The 15,528-nt window shown below is 63.0% G+C and carries 16 protein-coding genes; 5 read left to right on the forward strand and 11 right to left on the reverse strand.

Annotated elements, in window-relative coordinates:
* Position 1: 1 nt before the first annotated feature.
* Entirely contained in the window at positions 2–616 is a 615-nt protein-coding gene (locus C9E81_RS15340) for an energy-coupling factor transporter transmembrane component T family protein (protein ID WP_122113239.1), read from the reverse strand.
* Complete coding sequence (locus tag C9E81_RS15345; RefSeq protein WP_122113240.1) at positions 591–1,331, reverse strand: energy-coupling factor ABC transporter ATP-binding protein; 741 nt, start codon at positions 1,329–1,331, stop codon at positions 591–593. Before C9E81_RS15345 ends, C9E81_RS15340 begins: the two co-directional genes overlap by 26 nt.
* A gap of 134 nt (positions 1,332–1,465) precedes the next feature.
* Between C9E81_RS15345 and trpC the strand changes: the two genes are divergently transcribed.
* The 4 genes from trpC to lexA all read left to right on the forward strand — a co-directional run bounded on the left by trpC (position 1,466) and on the right by lexA (position 4,716).
* Complete coding sequence (gene trpC / locus C9E81_RS15350) at positions 1,466–2,257, forward strand: indole-3-glycerol phosphate synthase TrpC (protein WP_122113241.1); 792 nt, start codon at positions 1,466–1,468, stop codon at positions 2,255–2,257.
* The gene (moaC, locus tag C9E81_RS15355; protein ID WP_122113242.1) at positions 2,254–2,727 is read left to right on the forward strand and encodes a cyclic pyranopterin monophosphate synthase MoaC; all 474 of its coding nucleotides are present in this window, start codon (positions 2,254–2,256) and stop codon (positions 2,725–2,727) included. Before trpC ends, moaC begins: the two co-directional genes overlap by 4 nt.
* Positions 2,724–3,902 carry a molybdopterin molybdotransferase MoeA gene (locus tag C9E81_RS15360; protein ID WP_122113243.1) on the forward strand — a complete coding sequence of 393 codons (1,179 nt, stop codon included), beginning with the start codon at positions 2,724–2,726 and terminating at the stop codon, positions 3,900–3,902. Before moaC ends, C9E81_RS15360 begins: the two co-directional genes overlap by 4 nt.
* Positions 3,903–4,002: 100 nt before the next feature.
* Positions 4,003–4,716, forward strand: coding sequence for a transcriptional repressor LexA (gene lexA, locus C9E81_RS15365; protein ID WP_122113244.1), 714 nt, complete (start codon positions 4,003–4,005; stop codon positions 4,714–4,716).
* Between the two features lie 71 nt (positions 4,717–4,787).
* On the opposite strand, the gene C9E81_RS15370 is transcribed toward lexA, so the two are convergent.
* The 6 genes from C9E81_RS15370 to C9E81_RS15395 all read right to left on the reverse strand — a co-directional run bounded on the left by C9E81_RS15370 (position 4,788) and on the right by C9E81_RS15395 (position 13,353).
* A complete protein-coding gene (locus C9E81_RS15370; protein WP_122113245.1) occupies positions 4,788–6,455 on the reverse strand; it encodes a formate--tetrahydrofolate ligase in 1,668 nt (555 codons plus the stop codon).
* A 41-nt stretch (positions 6,456–6,496) separates the two neighbouring features.
* Entirely contained in the window at positions 6,497–7,474 is a 978-nt protein-coding gene (locus tag C9E81_RS15375) for a threonine dehydratase (protein ID WP_122113246.1), read from the reverse strand.
* Positions 7,475–7,520: 46 nt separating this feature from the next.
* Positions 7,521–7,946, reverse strand: coding sequence for a universal stress protein (locus C9E81_RS15380; protein ID WP_122113247.1), 426 nt, complete (start codon positions 7,944–7,946; stop codon positions 7,521–7,523).
* Positions 7,939–10,767: a TRAP transporter permease gene (locus C9E81_RS15385; RefSeq protein WP_122113248.1), complete on the reverse strand. Its 2,829-nt coding sequence runs from the start codon at positions 10,765–10,767 to the stop codon at positions 7,939–7,941. Before C9E81_RS15385 ends, C9E81_RS15380 begins: the two co-directional genes overlap by 8 nt.
* An 86-nt stretch (positions 10,768–10,853) precedes the next feature.
* The gene (locus C9E81_RS15390; RefSeq protein ID WP_122113249.1) at positions 10,854–11,825 is read right to left on the reverse strand and encodes a TAXI family TRAP transporter solute-binding subunit; all 972 of its coding nucleotides are present in this window, start codon (positions 11,823–11,825) and stop codon (positions 10,854–10,856) included.
* A 196-nt stretch (positions 11,826–12,021) separates the two neighbouring features.
* Positions 12,022–13,353 (reverse strand): aspartate aminotransferase family protein, encoded by a 1,332-nt coding sequence (locus tag C9E81_RS15395; protein ID WP_122113250.1) that lies wholly within the window; start codon positions 13,351–13,353, stop codon positions 12,022–12,024.
* 42 nt (positions 13,354–13,395) lie between these two features.
* Here C9E81_RS15395 and C9E81_RS15400 point away from each other — a divergent pair, with 42 nt between their 5' ends.
* Positions 13,396–13,941 (forward strand): carboxymuconolactone decarboxylase family protein, encoded by a 546-nt coding sequence (locus C9E81_RS15400; RefSeq protein WP_122113251.1) that lies wholly within the window; start codon positions 13,396–13,398, stop codon positions 13,939–13,941.
* 106 nt (positions 13,942–14,047) lie between these two features.
* Here the strand turns inward: C9E81_RS15400 and C9E81_RS15405 are convergent, their stop codons facing one another.
* The 3 genes from C9E81_RS15405 to C9E81_RS15415 form a co-directional block, all read right to left on the reverse strand.
* The gene (locus C9E81_RS15405; protein WP_122113252.1) at positions 14,048–14,608 is read right to left on the reverse strand and encodes a F0F1 ATP synthase subunit B; all 561 of its coding nucleotides are present in this window, start codon (positions 14,606–14,608) and stop codon (positions 14,048–14,050) included.
* Positions 14,605–15,192, reverse strand: a complete 588-nt coding sequence (locus C9E81_RS15410) for a F0F1 ATP synthase subunit B' (RefSeq protein ID WP_122113253.1) — start codon at positions 15,190–15,192, stop codon at positions 14,605–14,607. Before C9E81_RS15410 ends, C9E81_RS15405 begins: the two co-directional genes overlap by 4 nt.
* A 74-nt stretch (positions 15,193–15,266) precedes the next feature.
* Complete coding sequence (locus C9E81_RS15415) at positions 15,267–15,503, reverse strand: F0F1 ATP synthase subunit C (RefSeq protein WP_076523274.1); 237 nt, start codon at positions 15,501–15,503, stop codon at positions 15,267–15,269.
* Positions 15,504–15,528 lie beyond the last annotated feature (25 nt).

Here is a 15,528-nt window from a genome sequence, read left to right on the forward strand (position 1 = left end):
CTCATCTCTCCTTGTTGGGCAGGGCGCCGCCGCGCGCTTTCAGGGCTTCGCCGACACGATCCGCGTCGTCAAGCGCCAAGAGCATCATCGGCAGGACAACCCGCCAGTTCTGGCGGCGCATGGAGCGCGCCCGCCATGATTGAAACATCAGTTCCGCCCGCTCGATCAGCACCGGCGCAAAGCGGATCAAAAGCGGCATCGCGATCTCCAGCGGCGCGGTCGATATCCCCGCTCGGCGCAGCGGGGCCAGCATCCGGCGCACCACGTCCATCAATTCGGTCAGCCGGGTGGTCATGGTAACCAGGTTGGCCAGCGCCACGGCGGTCACCATGCGCAGGATGACCGTGATCCCAAGCGCGAGATCATCCGTCACAAAATGCCAGACCAGCAGGATGACAACAAAGGGAATGAGAACACGCAGATGCTTCAGCCCGCTGCGCAGGAACGCCCGTCCCGGCAGGCAGTAAAGCAGCAGAACCGCCAGAATCGCGGCAGTCTGGACCGCCATGTCTTCGATCGCGAATAACAGGATCGTGCCCAGGCACAGCCCTGCCAGCTTGATCCCCGCGGGCCAGCCATGCGCCCATGTCCTAACTGGCGAGGTGAGAGAGATCATCGCCACCTCCGATACGGGTCATCTCGCTGATGAAATCGCGCAGGATCTGCGCGGGCGGGCCGCTCGCACGGATTTTTCCGCCATCGAGCCAATAGACCTGATCGTAGCCTTCAAGATCGCGCGTGTCATGCGAGATATGCAGCAGCCGCGTCCCGCTTGCGTTCAACTGCCGCGCCAACTGCATGCGCGTGGGGATGTCCAACCCCGCGAAGGGCTCGTCCAGCACCAGAAGCCGGGGGCGCATGGCGAGGACCGACATCATGCAGACGAGATGCTTCTGCCCCTGCGACAGCGCGTGGATCGGCGCGTCCTTCCAATGCGCCTTGCCGAAATCGGCCAACATGGCCAATGCTCCGGCCTCGGCATCCTGCCTGCTCTGGCCAAGCTGGCGCAGGCCGAAGCCGATCTCTTCCGCCACGGTGGGAAAAATGATCTGGTGTTCCGGATTCTGGAACAGGATTCCCACGGTGCGGATGGCGGCGCGCCGGTCCCTGAAGACATCGACACCCTCGATCCGGATCCGGCCCGGCTCCGGCTCCAGCAGCCCGGCGATCAGGCGGGCGAGCGTGCTTTTCCCCGAGCCGTTTCGGCCAATGATACCGATCCGCATCGCCTCCGAGCGAAGCGAAATGCCCGACAATACCGGGATCTCCCCGATACGGTAGCCCACATTCTCAAGCAGGACCGGGGCTGTCGCTGGCGTTATTGTTTCCATCTTGGGCTTCCGATCTCCACCTCGCTGCGGGCCGGGCGAAGGCATCGCACAGCCATTGCCTGCGGGTCCAGTCGAAATATGCGGATGGCAACCTCCCCCTTTCCTCGCGGCGCACGCGGCGTTAGAACTTCGGCATGGATATTCTGGACAAGATCAAGGCCTACAAGCTGGACGAGATCGCCGCCGCCAAGGCCGCGCGTCCGCTGGCCGATATCGAGGCGGCCGCCCGCGCGGCGACGCCCCCTCGCGGCTTTGCCCGCGCATTGACGGACAAGGCCGCGACCGGTGCGGCCCTGATCGCGGAAATCAAGAAGGCCAGCCCATCCAGGGGCCTGATCCGGGCAGATTTCGATCCGCCCACTCTGGCCCGCGCCTATGAGGCCGGGGGGGCGGCCTGCCTGTCGGTGCTGACCGATGCGCCCAGCTTCCAGGGCGCACCCGAGTTCCTGGGTGCCGCCCGCGATGCCTGCAACCTGCCCGCCCTGCGCAAGGATTTCCTGTATGATCCATACCAGGTCGCCGAGGCGCGGGCATGGGGCGCCGATTGCATCCTGATCATCATGGCCTCGGTCGATGACATGCTGGCCGCTGAGCTTGAGGATGCCGCCATTCACTGGGGCATGGATGCGCTGATCGAGGTGCATGACGCCGAGGAACTGGATCGCGCCCTACGGCTGGAATCACCCTTGATCGGCATAAATAATCGCAATCTCAAGACATTCGATGTGACACTTGATGTCACGCGACAGCTTGCGCCGCATATCCCGCGGGGCCGCGATATCGTCTGCGAAAGCGGCCTTTTCACCCCCGCCGATCTGGACGCGATGATGCAGCTTGGCGCGCGCCGTTTCCTGATCGGGGAAAGCCTGATGCGGCAACCCGATGTCGCCGCAGCCACCCGCGCCATCCTGGAACCCGCCGCATGAGCCTGACGCATTTCGACAAATCCGGTCAGGCACATATGGTCGATGTCTCGCAAAAGGCGGAAACCGCTCGCGAGGCTGTGGCAGAGGGCTGCGTTGTCATGTCGCCCGAAACGCTGATGCTGGCCGAGGGAGGAGCGAAAAAGGGTGATGTCATGGGCGTGGCCCGGCTGGCGGGGATCATGGGGGCCAAGCGCACCTCTGACCTGATCCCGCTCTGCCACCCGCTGCCGATTTCCAAGGTCACGCTGGATCTGCGGCCCGATCCCGAACTGCCCGGCATCCGCGTTACCGCGACCGTGCGCACGACCGGCCGCACCGGTGTCGAGATGGAGGCGCTGACCGCCGTTTCCACCGCCTGCCTGACCATCTATGACATGCTCAAGGCCGCCGAGAAGGGTATGCGCATCGAAGGCATCCGGCTGATGCGGAAAAGCGGCGGAAAATCGGGCAATTACGAGGCAACGCCATGATTTCGGTCGATGAGGCGCTTGCCCTGGTCCTGTCACTGGCAGATGCGCCGCGGGGCGAGGTGCTGGCACTGGATCAGGCCGCCGGGCGGATATTGCTGGAGCCCGCGGTCTCGCGCATGACACAGCCGCCTTTCGATTCGGCGGCGATGGATGGCTATGCGCTGCGCCATGCCGATCTGGGGCAACGCCTGCGGGTGGTCGGGGAGGCGGCGGCTGGCCATCCGTGGACCGGCAGCGCCGAGCCCGGCACCGCGATCCGGATTTTCACCGGCGGCGCCGTCCCGCCCGGCTATGACCGGGTGGAGATGCAGGAAAACACACAGCGGGATGGCGATTGGCTGACCGTCACGGCTCCTTCGCGGGATGCATATATCCGCAAGCGGGGATGCGATTTCGGTGAAGGCGACCGGATCGAACCCGGACGGCGTTTGTCGCCCGCCGATATCGCCCTGCTGGCGGCGATGAACCTGCCGCAGGTGACAGTGGCGAAACGCCCGAAGGTTGCCGTTCTGGCGGGCGGGGATGAACTGGTGCGCCCGGGAGAGACACCGTCCGAGGGCCAGATCATCAGTTCCAACGATCTTGCCGTAGCGGCGATTGCCCGCGCGGCCGGGGCAGAGGCCGAAATCCTGCCGATCGCACGCGACAGCGAGGACAGCCTCCGCGACAGGTTTGCCCGCGCCCGCGATGCCGATTTGCTGGTCACCATCGGCGGGGCCTCGGTGGGCGATCACGATCTGATCGGGAAAGTGGCCGAAGCCCTGGGAATGGAGCGCGCCTTCTACAAGATCGCGATGCGCCCGGGCAAACCGCTGATGGCCGGAAGGATTGGTCGAGGCGCAATGCTTGGCCTTCCCGGAAATCCTGTTTCCGCAATAGTTTGCGCCAATGTCTTCATGCGACCTCTTATCCATGCGATGCAGGGGCTGACCGGATCCGGTCGGGTTTTTCGTGCCCGGCTGGCGGCTGCAATGCCCCCCGAAGGCGCGCGTCAGCATTACCTGCGCGCAAAACTGCGGGACGGAGAGGATCTGCCCCTGATCGCCCCTTTCGACAACCAGGATTCGTCCCTGCTGTCGGTTCTGGCACAAGCCGATGCGCTGATGATCCGTCCGCCGCATGATCCTACAAGGAACGCGGGAGAGATCGTGGAATACCTGCCCCTGTTCTACTGACGGTTTACCGGAAATCCCACGGATCGCGCATGCCGATTGACGGGATTCGTTTCATGGGTTAGAACATTAGCAGAACACCTTGCTGCATGAGGACGGGCAGATGCTGACGAAAAAGCAGATACAACTGCTGGAATTCATTAGTCAAAGGATGAAGCGGGACGGCGTTCCGCCGTCATTCGACGAAATGAAGGATGCGCTTGACCTGCGTTCCAAGTCCGGGATCCATCGGCTGGTGACCGCGCTCGAGGAACGCGGCTTCATCCGCCGCCTGCCCCACCGTGCCCGTGCGCTCGAGATTGTTCGCTTGCCCGACGCCTTGTCGAAACCGGATACCAGGTCCGGCAAGCCTGCCGCCGGCTTTTCTCCCAAGGTCGTCAGCAATCCTCGCCCGAAACAGCCGCGCAGCGCGATGCCGATCACGGATGGCGGGGCGATCGACCTGCCCCTGATGGGCCGGATCGCGGCCGGTGTCCCGATCGAAGCGATCTCGGAGGTGGCGCATCACGTCTCGGTTCCCGGCAGCATGCTGACAGGCAACGATGATCATTATGCGCTGGAGGTGAAGGGCGACTCGATGATCGACGCCGGGATCCATGATGGTGATCTGGTCATCATCCGCCAGCAGGACAATGCCGAGAATGGCGAGATCGTCGTGGCATTGATCGAGGGGACCGAGGCGACGCTGAAGCGTTTTCGCCGCAAGGGCAAGATGATCGCGCTGGAGGCTGCCAACCCCGCCTATGAAACCCGCATCCTGCCGGAAGAGGCCGTCCGGGTTCAGGGCCGTCTGGTCGGGTTGATCCGCAGCTATTGATGGCAGTTTCGGGCCGTTCAGCCGGATGCTGGGGCCCGCCGGATTGCGTCGCCCCGGTTGCGGCACATCCGTCAGAACAAGCCGTCAATCTGTCCATCCGCATCGACACCAATGGTTTCCGCCGCAGGATGGCGCGGCAGGCCCGGCATGGTCATGATCTCGCCACAGATCGCCACGACAAAGCCAGCGCCGGCATTCAGCCGAACCTCGCGCACAGGCACGATATGCCCTTCGGGAGCACCATGCAGCGACGGATCCGTCGAAAAGGAATATTGCGTCTTGGCGATGCAGACCGGCAGATGACCGTGACCGGCCTCTTCCCAGATCTCGAGCTGCTGGCGGATTCCGGGGGCGGCTTCGGCATGAGACGCACGATAGATGCGGGTGCAGATGGTCTCGATCTTTTGCCATAGCGGCATGGAGTCGGGATAGAGCGTATGGAAATCGACCTCGCCCTCTGCCAGTGCCACCACCTCACGGGCCAGATCCTCGGCCCCTGCCCCGCCCTGCGCCCAGTGCCGCGCGATCACCACCTTGACGCCGTGATGCGCGCAATAATCCTGCAGGGCCGCGATCTCGTTCTCGCTGTCGCCGTCGAAATGGTTCACTGCCACCACGACCGGCAGGCCGAAGCCTCGCAAATTCTCGATATGCCGGCCCAGATTGGCGCAGCCGCGCGTCACCGCCGCAACATCCTCGCCGCCCAGATCGGCCTTGGCCACACCACCATTCATCTTCAATGCGCGGATCGTGGCAACCAGAACTGCCGCGGATGGGGATAGTCCCGCAAGGCGGCATTTGATGTCCAGGAATTTCTCGGCCCCCAGATCGGCGCCGAAACCCGCCTCGGTGACGACGTAATCCGACAGGCGCAGGGCCGTCCGCGTCGCCATCACGCTGTTGCAGCCATGGGCGATATTGGCAAAGGGTCCGCCATGCACCAGCGCGGGATTGTTTTCCAGCGTCTGCACGAGGTTCGGCTGCAACGCATCCTTGAGCAGCGCGGTCATCGCGCCATCGGCCTTCAGGTCACGTGCGGTGACAGGCTGGCGATCGCGGCTGTAGCCGATGACGATCCGCCCCAGTCTTTGCTGCAGGTCGGCCAGATTGCTGGCAAGACAAAGGATCGCCATCACCTCGGAGGCCACGGTGATGTCGAATCCGCTTTGCCTTACGAAACCGTTCGACACGCCGCCCAGCCCAAGCGCCACGTCACGCAAGGCGCGGTCATTCATGTCCATCACCCGCCGCCAGGTAATCCGACGCGTGTCGATATCCAGAGCATTGCCCCAATAGATATGGTTGTCGATCATCGCGGCCAGCAGGTTGTGGGCCGAGGTGATCGCGTGGAAATCGCCGGTGAAATGAAGGTTCATTTCTTCCATCGGGACGATCTGCGCGTGACCTCCACCCGCCGCGCCGCCTTTCATGCCGAAATTCGGGCCAAGGCTGGCTTCGCGGATGCAGATGGTCGCACGCTTGCCGATCCGGTTCAGCGCATCGCCAAGCCCGACGGTCGTGGTGGTCTTGCCCTCGCCTGCCGGCGTCGGCGTGATCGCCGTGACCAGGATCAGCCGTCCTTTCGGCTTTCCCTCCAGCGAGGCGATGGCGTCATGGGTGATCTTGGCCTTGTCGTGCCCATAAGGCAGGATTTGATCCAACCCGAGATCCAGCTTTTCGGCGATCTCGGCAATGGGCCGTTTGGTCGCTGCCCGTGCGATCTGGATATCTGTTGTCATGTTCCTCCCCACATTTTCTTGATGGCGGGGCAGAGAAGGATCTAGCCCCGGATCTGTGGTAAGCTGCCCCGCAGCACGTCAAGATACCAGTCTTTATCGACGTTTCCACCCGAAAGGATGACACCGGCCTTCTTGCCCCGCATCCTCTCCTTCTCCTGCATCAGCGCCGCCAGGGATGCCGCGCCGGCCGCCTCCGCGATATTGTGGATATCCGTATAATAGACCCGCATGGCCTCGGCCAGTTCGGCATCGGTCACGGTCACGAAACGCGCGGCACCCGGGCCATAGACCGCCATCGCCTCGGGAACGGGGACGCGGACCGCCATGCCATCGGCGATGGTCCGGGCGGGGCCGGTTTCTATCGGCTTGCCGGCCTCCACCGACAATTTCGCGGATTGCGCCTCGGAGGAGACCACGCCCACGACCTCTGTCGATAGGCCAAGCGCATCCCGGGCGAGGATCGTGCCGCAGATGCCCGAGCCACAACCGATCGGCACATAGACCGTATCGAGATCGGGAACCGCCGTGAACAATTCATAGGCGTAAGTTGCGACACCACGCACCAGTTCCTCGTGAAAAGGCGGCACGATCAGCAGCCCTTCCTCTTCGGCCACGCGAAACGCCTCGACACGCGCCTCGTCGAAATCTTCGCCAAATTCGATCAGTTCCGCGCCGAAGGCCCGCATCGCCATGTTCTTCTCGATCGAGTTGCCGAAGGGCACGTATATTTTCGCGGTCAACCCGGCGGCGGATGCGGCGCGCGCCTGTGATTGACCGTGATTTCCCCGCGTTGCGGTGCAGATGCCTTTTGCCTCGGGATGCGTGCGTCTCATCCAGTCGATGAAAGTGATACCGCCGCGGGTCTTGAAAGCGCCCGCAGGCCCGTGGTTTTCATGCTTGACCCAGATTTCGCAACCAAGCCGCTTCGCAAGTTGCGGCCATGCATATTGAGCTGTCGGATACATCTGCGTGTAGACCAGCCGGGCGGCTTCCCGCAAATCTTCGGCTGTGAATTTCATGGCATTTTCCGTAATTCGCCGAACCGCTTACAACCAAAACCTGACATCATCGCACGACAAGAACCGAACATGGCGAATGCCGGACAACGGCATTGGTGTGGCTGCTGATCAGGATGCTGCGCAATTCGTCGCGTTGCGGGCTGGCCATCACGATGATGTCGGCATTGGTCTTCTTGGCGATCTTCAGGATCGTTTCGGCGACGTGGCCATGGCCGACATGGGTCCGAACCTTTGCACCCTCGGGAAAATGCTCGTCGGCGAAGCGGTCCAGCCCGTCTTTCATCGCCTGCAGCGCATGCACCTCGTAATCCTTGGGCAGATAGGTGGCGACCATCGAGCTGCCGATATCGGGCACGATCCCCAGCAAGTGAATCGTGCCACCGTCATCGACCTGCCGGCGGGCAGCGGTGAGTGTCATCTTCCAGCTTTCGCTTTGTTGCAGGTCGATGGGCAGAAGGACGTTCTCAGGCATGGCTTACTCCTTCACCTTCGCGGCGGGCCGCCCCGGTTCCGGGACCTGCGCGCATAGTTTGCAACCAGACGACCAATGCGAGGATCAGCGCCGTCGGGATGTAGATCCAGTATTTCGACGGTGCCGGCTGCGGGGCGCGGACCGTCAGGATCCGCTGATCCCAGTCCAGCCCCGCCGCTTCCGCGGGACTGTCGAAGGCCACATTGTCGATGATGACCTCTTCGCCGTTCTGGATCGTTTCGATTCCCAGTGCCTGCATCTTCGCCGCCCCGTCGGCCCCCTCCGGCACTTCGAGCACGGCCGAAAACTCGATCGGATCGCCGATATCGTTCACCCCTGCAATCCGAAGCCGCAGCGATGCGCCGGGTTCGGCATTGCCAAGCGCCTCCTCGAACCGGGCTGGCGGCAGATCCTCATAGGGCGGATATATGTAGTCCATGAAGAAGCCGGGTCGGAAGATCGCGAAGGCTATGACCAGCAATACTATCGTCTCCCAGAACTTGTTGCGGGTCAGGAACCAGCCCTGAGTCGCCGCCGCGAATAGCAGCATCGCCAGGGTCGCGGTGATGAAGACGAAGATTCCATGTATCCAGTCAACATCTATCAGCAACAGATCGGTGTTGAAGATGAACAGGAAGGGCAGAGCCGCCGTTCTGAGGCTGTAGAAGAAGGCGATTATCCCGGTCCGGATCGGATCCCCGCCGGACACGGCCGCCGCCGCGAAGGATGCCAGCCCCACAGGGGGCGTCACATCCGCCATGATTCCGAAATAGAACACGAACAGATGCACCGCGATCAGCGGCACGATCAGCCCGTTCTGTTGGCCAAGCGTGACGATGACCGGGGCCAGCAGCGCCGAGACGACGATATAATTCGCCGTCGTCGGCAGCCCCATGCCAAGGATCAGCGACAGGATCGCGGTCAGGAACAGGATCGCCATCAGGTTACCCCCCGACAGCACCTCGACCACATTGGCCAGCGCCGAGCCGACGCCCGTCTGGCTGACCACGCCGACGATGATCCCCGCCGTCGCGGTAGCGATACCGATGCCGATCATATTGCGCGCGCCCGAGATCAGCCCGTCGATCAGATCTCCGACGCCCGAGCGCATCGCGGCAGTCATGGAACTGATGCCGGTATTGTCGGTTCCACGCATCATCACCATCAGCGGGCGTTGGGTCAGGATGATGAAGATCATGAAGGCCGTGGCCCAGAAGGCCGACAGGCCCGGCGACAGCCGGTCTACCATCAGCGCCCAGACCAGCACCACGACGGGCAGCAGGAAATGCAGCCCCGAGCGCACGGTGGGCCCCGGAAGCGGCAATTGCGTCACCTGCGCATTCGGGTCATCCATCTCCAAGGGCTCCTCGCGCGAGGCGACATAGAGTAGGCCGATATAAGCCGCGGTCAGCAGCGCGAAAATGACATAGGATGACGCGTCCCCGAAGGTCGGACGAATCCAGCCCATGGTCTCCCTGAGTGCGAATCCCAGGGCCGCGATGAGGATGAAACCAAGAAGAAAGCCGATCAGGCGGCGGACCAGCGGTCCCGGCACATAGGCGCGCGGCAAGCCTTTCATGCCGGCCTTGAGCGCCTCGAGATGGACGATATAGACCAGCGCGATATAGCTGATCGTGGCGGGCACGAAAGCGTGCTTGACCACGTCGAAATAGGGGATTCCCACATATTCGACCATCAGGAAGGCAGCCGCCCCCATCACCGGCGGCATGATCTGGCCGTTGACGGATGAGGCAACCTCGACCGCACCGGCCTTTTCAGAACTGAACCCGACCTTCTTCATCAGCGGGATGGTGAAGGTGCCGGTGGTCACGACATTCGCGATGGACGAGCCGGAGATCAGGCCGGTCATCGCCGAAGAGACGACAGCCGCCTTTGCCGGTCCGCCCCGCAGATGGCCCATCAGCGAAAACGCGACCTTGATGAAGTAATTCCCCGCCCCGGCCTTGTCCAGCAAAGCGCCGAACAGCACGAAGAGGAACACGAATTTGCTTGAAACGCCAAGCGCGATACCGAACACGCCCTCGGTGGTGATCCACTGGTGGTTGACCACCTCGGACATCGTGTTGCCCTTATGGGCGATGATGCCGGGCATGTAGGGACCAAGAAAGGTATAGGCCAGAAAGACGCTGGCCACGATCATCAATGCCGGGCCCAGGCTGCGGCGCGTCGCTTCCAGCAGCAGCATCAGGCCGATGACCGCAACGACGAAATCCTGCGTGATCGGCCGCCCGATCCGCGTGCTGATACTGTCGTAGAATATGAAGATATACAGGGAGCACAGCGCCGCCACGATCGCCATGGTCCATTCCCAGGATGGCACCCGGGCCTTGGGGCTGCCAAGCAGGATACAGGCGATCACGGCAAGACCGACAAGGGGAATCCACCAGACCGGCACACCGGACTTGGACCCCACCATGAACAGCACCGCCATCAGCACCGGAACGACCAGCCCCAGTCCAAGCTGAAAGGGCGAACGCTCGGCGGGATAGGCCATATAGGCAAGGAACAATGCGAAAGCGAGGTGGATCGCGCGCGACTCGGTGTCGTTCAGGATCCCGAAACCGAGGACGAAGGGAATGGGTGATGCGATCCAGAGCTGGAACAGCGACCAGCACAGCGCCGTCACCAGGATGATCCTGCCCACCGCGCCCGGGGGCGTGCGCGCCCCGGTATCCGAGGATGCGACCAGTTCATCCAGTTCGGCCTCGGACAAACCGCCTCTGCCGGCCGCTTCCATCTCGACCCGGCTGGCCTCGAACTGATGATCGCCGGTTTTCGGCTTGTCGTCATTCTCGCTCATCGCGTCACCCTCCCCGTATGGGTATTATTTATTATCTTCACGAGCGAGGGGCGGCCCGCCTGGGCCGCCCCGGATGTTACGGCCGGTTATTCGATCCAGCCCTGTTCCTTGTAGTATTTCTCGGCCCCCGGATGCAGCGGGGCGCTGTTGCCCTCGGTGATCATCGCCTCGGGCTCCAGGTTGGCGAAGGCCGGATGCAGCTTCTTGAAGCGGTCGAAATTGTCGAACACCGCCTTCACGACCGCATAGACCATGTCATCGGGCACATCCGCCGAGGTCACGAAGGTCGCCTTCACGCCGAAGGTTTCCACATCCTCGTCATTGCCGGCATACATGCCGCCGGGGATGGTTGCCTTGGCATAGTAGGGGTTGTCCGAGATGAGCTTCTCGATCGCCTCGCCGGTGACCGGGATGAGCCGCGCATCCACGGTCGAAGTCGCCTCCTGGATAGAGCCGTTGGGATGACCGACGGTATAGATGATGGCATCGACGTTATTGTCGCCCAAAGCGGCCGATTGCTCTGCCGGTTTCAGTTCGGAGGCCAGCGCGAAATCGCCCATCGTCCAGCCAAGCGCGTCCAGCACGACTTCCATCGTGCCGCGCTGACCCGAGCCGGGATTGCCGACATTCACCCGCTTGCCCTTGAGATCCTCGAAGGTTTCGATCCCGGCATCGGCGCGCGCAACCACGGTGAACGGTTCGGGATGAACCGAAAAGACCGAGCGCAGGCTGTCGAATTTCTTGTCACCCTCGAATTCCGGAACATCGCCGTTATAGGCGTGGAATTGCCAGTCGGACTGGGCCACGCCCATGGTCATGTCGCCCGCCTGGATGGCGTTGATATTGGCGATCGAGCCCCCTGTCGAAGGCGCGGTGCATTTGATCCCGGTCTCGGCGGTCTCGCGGTTCACCAGCTTGCAGATCGACTGTCCGACAACATAGTAGACGCCGGTCTGACCGCCGGTGCCGATGGTGATGAAACGCTCTTCTTGTGCGGCGGCGGCGCTTGCGCCAAGCGCGAAAGCCGTCGTCAGAAGAATCGGTTTGAACTTGCTCATGCAGCTATCTCCCTAGGTTATCCTGCCACCGTATCGGCATTACCCCGCACCGTGCGGTGCGAACCCGGGTTTACGGTAGCGCAGTCATGCAGATTGGCAATGCCTAACGAAAGAATTCCGGAAATTCAGGGCTGTCTATAGGTTAAACTACTTACTTCACCTGTTTTCCGATTCGGAAAATCCGGGAAATCCGCCGTTACGCGATCCCGTCCAGAACCTCGTCCATCGCCCCGGCCAGCATCTCGATCAGCTGCGCCATCTCGTCATCTGAGATGATGAAAGGCGGCGCCAGCAGGATGTGATCGCCATGTTTTCCGTCGATCGTGCCGGACATCGGGTAACAGATCAGGCCGCGCGCGAAGGCGGCTTTCTTCAGCCTCGCCGCAACCTTGCCGGCCGGATCGAAAGGCACCTTGGTCGCCCGGTCCGCAACGATCTCGATGCCGCGGAACAGCCCTCGCCCACGTATATCGCCGACATGGGGATGCTGACCGAAACGCGCCTCCAGCGCCTCTTGCAGCGCTGCGCCCTTGGCCTGCACCTGCGGCAGGAGCCCGCGATCCAGGATGGCGCTGACCACCGCCAAACCCGCCGCCGTGGCGACCGGGTGGCCGATATAGGTATGGCCATGCTGAAAAAATCCGCTGCCCTGTGCCACCGCGTCATAGACCGAAGCGCTGCACAGCATTGCACCGATCGGTTGATATCCCGCCCCCAATCCCTTGGCGATGCAAAGAATATCCGGTGCGATGCCGTCCTGTTCGCAGGCGAACAGCGTGCCGGTCCGGCCCATGCCGCACATCACCTCGTCGAGGATCAGCAGGATGCCGTATTCGTCGCAGATCTCGCGGATGCGCTTGAAATATCCCGGTGCGGGTGGCAACGCCCCTGCCGTGGCCCCCACCACCGGCTCGGCCATGAAGGCCATCACCGTTTCAGGGCCGACCCGCTCGATTTCCTCGCGCAGGGCCTCGGCGGCGCGGATGCCGTATTCCTCCGGGGTCTCGCCCTCGCCCCGCTCGCGATATTCATAGCAGGGGGCGATATGGCTGACATCCAGCAAAAGCGGCCCGAATTGCTGCCGCCGCCACTCATTGCCGCCCGCCGACAGCGCCCCGATGGTGTTGCCGTGATAGCTTTGCCGCCGTGCGATCAGGCGCGAACGCTGCGGCTGCCCCTTCTCGACCCAGTATTGCCGCGCCAGCTTGATCGCCGCCTCGGTCGCCTCGGAGCCGCCCGAGACGAAATAGACCCGCTCCAGCTCGCCGGGCGTATGCGCGATCAGCAGGTCTGCCAGCGCCTCGGCCGGTTCGCTGGTCAGAAAGCCGGTATGCGCGAAGGCAAGCTTGTCGAGCTGCGCCTTGATCGCCTCGGTTACCTGCCTGTCGCCATGGCCAAGGCAGGACACAGCCGCCCCACCCGAGCCATCCAGGTAACGGCGCCCTTCCGAATCGATCAGCCAGACGCCTTCGCCGCCAATCGCGACGGGCGGTTGAACATGGCAATTACGGGGGAATACATGCGACATGATGAAATATCCTGAGTCTCTCGCTGCAATGAGGATGTCCCGATGAGCACGGAGTTTAAACCCCTTTCAGACGGTGAATGGCCGGAATCCGTCGCGACACTGCGCAAAGGCTTTGCCGGACGGCTGAATGTCTATCGCGTCATGGCCCATCACCCCGATCTGCTGGCCGCATGGGCGCCCCTGCGCGAACATGTCGTCCGGCAACGGGCCATGACGGACCAGCAGAGCGAGGTGGTGATCCTGCGCACCGGCCATAACCTGCGCGCGCCCTATGAATGGGCCCATCATGTCAGTCGCGCGCGTGCCGTGGGCATGGAGGACGCGCGCATCGCCGCATTGGCCGGGCCGCTGGAAAACATGGCCGATGATGACCGGGTCCTGGCCCGCGCCGTGGATGAACTGATGACAGAGGCCCGGCTGCTGCCCGGCACCCGCGATACCCTGATCAAGGCGATCGGGGCCGAGGGGATGTTCGACCTCATGGCGACAGTGGGTTTCTACTCGGTGCTGGGTTTCATCGTGAAAAGCCTCGATGTGCCCATCGACCAGGATGTGGCAGCCGAACTCGCCGAGCGCCCGTTATCCTAGATCGGTTCCCGCTCAGCGGGCTGCGGCAAGGCGATAGTCACCACCGCCCATGCAAAAACCCCGGCCACATGACCGGGGTCTTTGATCACTGTCCACCGTGATTGGCTCAGTTCAGCCGGCGCGCCACGTCTTCGATGGCGTCGTCGATGCCTGCCGAACGCTGTCCGGCCTTGACCTGCGCGGCCAGCAATTCGGAGGCTGCGGCGACGGAGGCCTGCACCGCACGGTCGCGAACGGCGCGAACCGCGTCTTTCTCGGCGCTGGCGATCTGGTCCTCGGCTGCCTTCAGGCGCCGCTCGATCGAGATCTTGAGATCGTCCTTGGCCTTGGCGGCCTGCGCCTCGGCCTCGCGGCGGGCATTCGCGATGATCTCGTCGGCCTGCCCCTGAACTTCGCGCTGGCGGCGTTCGTAGCTGGCGTAGATCTCCTGCGCTTCCTCGCGCAGGCGGCGCGCCTCGTCCAGATCCTTGCGGATACCGTCGGCACGCTCGTCCAGCTTGCCGCCGACGATCGAGGGCACCTTGAAATAGATCAGGACGCCGACAAAGACCAAGAAGGCCAGCAGCACGATGAAATCGGTATTGCGCAGCGAGAAGAACGGCCCGCTTGCCGCCGCCGCCGGAGAGGCGGCCAGCACGGTGATGGCGATTGCGCTGATGCGGTTCATTGCAAGGCCCCCTTCAGGCGGTTCTCGACGGCGCTGTCCACCGCGCCCTGATCGACATTGCCGCCAAAGCTGCGCACCAGTTCGGCGGTGACGTCGCGGGCGACTTCGCGCGCATCGGTCGCGGCGGATTCGCGGATCTCGCGGATGCGCTTTTCGGATTCCGCGGTGCGTGCCGCGATCTCGGAATCGGCATGGGCGATGGCGGCGTCGAGCTCCTTCTGGATCTCGGCCCGGTTCGCCTCGACGATCTTGTGCGCCTCGGTCCGCGCGTCGGCCAGCGCCTTGTCATAGGCGGCCTCGGCTTCTTTCGCCTTCTGCTTGAATTCTTCGGCAGCCATCAGATCGCCGGTGATGGCGCCCTGACGATCCGACAGAACCGCGGCGATCCGGGGCAGCGCGATGCGGGACAGCACCCAGTACAGCACCGCCAGCGTGACGATGAGCCAGAAAATCTGGTTCGGGAAGGTGCTGAAATCCAGCTGCGGCATGCCCGAGGATTGCTCGGCGCCATGACCGGCTGCAGTGGCAGCTTCTTCCGTATGTTCGGCGGCCGTCGCGGCTGCCGTTTCTAACAGGCTGATCATTTCCTACCCCTTGGCCTTTCAGGTCACGATGGGGCGGAGGCGAACCTCCACCCCGCCGCAAGGATGGCAGGTGATCAGACCGCGAACATCAGCAGAAGCGCAACGAGGAACGCGAAGATCCCCAGGGCTTCCGCGAAGGCGATGCCGATGAACAGCGTAGCGGTTTGACCGCCGGCGGCCGACGGGTTGCGCAGCGCGCCCGACAGGAAGTTCCCGGCGACATTGCCCACACCAACGGCGGCAGCGCCCGAACCGATGGCGGCCAGACCGGCACCGATATACTGACCGAGTTCGGCGATATTCCCTTCCATGATGAATCTCCTTGCGGTTGGAAGT

Origin of the sequence: Paracoccus alkanivorans, assembly GCF_003697785.1 — a bacterium.
Classification (GTDB): Bacteria; Pseudomonadota; Alphaproteobacteria; order Rhodobacterales; family Rhodobacteraceae; genus Paracoccus; species Paracoccus alkanivorans.

What these genes read in the sequence shown, in the direction of transcription:
- C9E81_RS15340 (WP_122113239.1), bottom strand. Translation starts at nt 616, where the DNA reads ATGATCTCTCTCACCTCGCCAGTTAGGACATGGGCGCATGGCTGGCCC.
- C9E81_RS15345 (WP_122113240.1), bottom strand. Translation starts at nt 1,331, where the DNA reads ATGGAAACAATAACGCCAGCGACAGCCCCGGTCCTGCTTGAGAATGTG.
- trpC (WP_122113241.1), top strand. Translation starts at nt 1,466, where the DNA reads ATGGATATTCTGGACAAGATCAAGGCCTACAAGCTGGACGAGATCGCC.
- moaC (WP_122113242.1), top strand. Translation starts at nt 2,254, where the DNA reads ATGAGCCTGACGCATTTCGACAAATCCGGTCAGGCACATATGGTCGAT.
- C9E81_RS15360 (WP_122113243.1), top strand. Translation starts at nt 2,724, where the DNA reads ATGATTTCGGTCGATGAGGCGCTTGCCCTGGTCCTGTCACTGGCAGAT.
- lexA (WP_122113244.1), top strand. Translation starts at nt 4,003, where the DNA reads ATGCTGACGAAAAAGCAGATACAACTGCTGGAATTCATTAGTCAAAGG.
- C9E81_RS15370 (WP_122113245.1), bottom strand. Translation starts at nt 6,455, where the DNA reads ATGACAACAGATATCCAGATCGCACGGGCAGCGACCAAACGGCCCATT.
- C9E81_RS15375 (WP_122113246.1), bottom strand. Translation starts at nt 7,474, where the DNA reads ATGAAATTCACAGCCGAAGATTTGCGGGAAGCCGCCCGGCTGGTCTAC.
- C9E81_RS15380 (WP_122113247.1), bottom strand. Translation starts at nt 7,946, where the DNA reads ATGCCTGAGAACGTCCTTCTGCCCATCGACCTGCAACAAAGCGAAAGC.
- C9E81_RS15385 (WP_122113248.1), bottom strand. Translation starts at nt 10,767, where the DNA reads ATGAGCGAGAATGACGACAAGCCGAAAACCGGCGATCATCAGTTCGAG.
- C9E81_RS15390 (WP_122113249.1), bottom strand. Translation starts at nt 11,825, where the DNA reads ATGAGCAAGTTCAAACCGATTCTTCTGACGACGGCTTTCGCGCTTGGC.
- C9E81_RS15395 (WP_122113250.1), bottom strand. Translation starts at nt 13,353, where the DNA reads ATGTCGCATGTATTCCCCCGTAATTGCCATGTTCAACCGCCCGTCGCG.
- C9E81_RS15400 (WP_122113251.1), top strand. Translation starts at nt 13,396, where the DNA reads ATGAGCACGGAGTTTAAACCCCTTTCAGACGGTGAATGGCCGGAATCC.
- C9E81_RS15405 (WP_122113252.1), bottom strand. Translation starts at nt 14,608, where the DNA reads ATGAACCGCATCAGCGCAATCGCCATCACCGTGCTGGCCGCCTCTCCG.
- C9E81_RS15410 (WP_122113253.1), bottom strand. Translation starts at nt 15,192, where the DNA reads ATGATCAGCCTGTTAGAAACGGCAGCCGCGACGGCCGCCGAACATACG.
- C9E81_RS15415 (WP_076523274.1), bottom strand. Translation starts at nt 15,503, where the DNA reads ATGGAAGGGAATATCGCCGAACTCGGTCAGTATATCGGTGCCGGTCTG.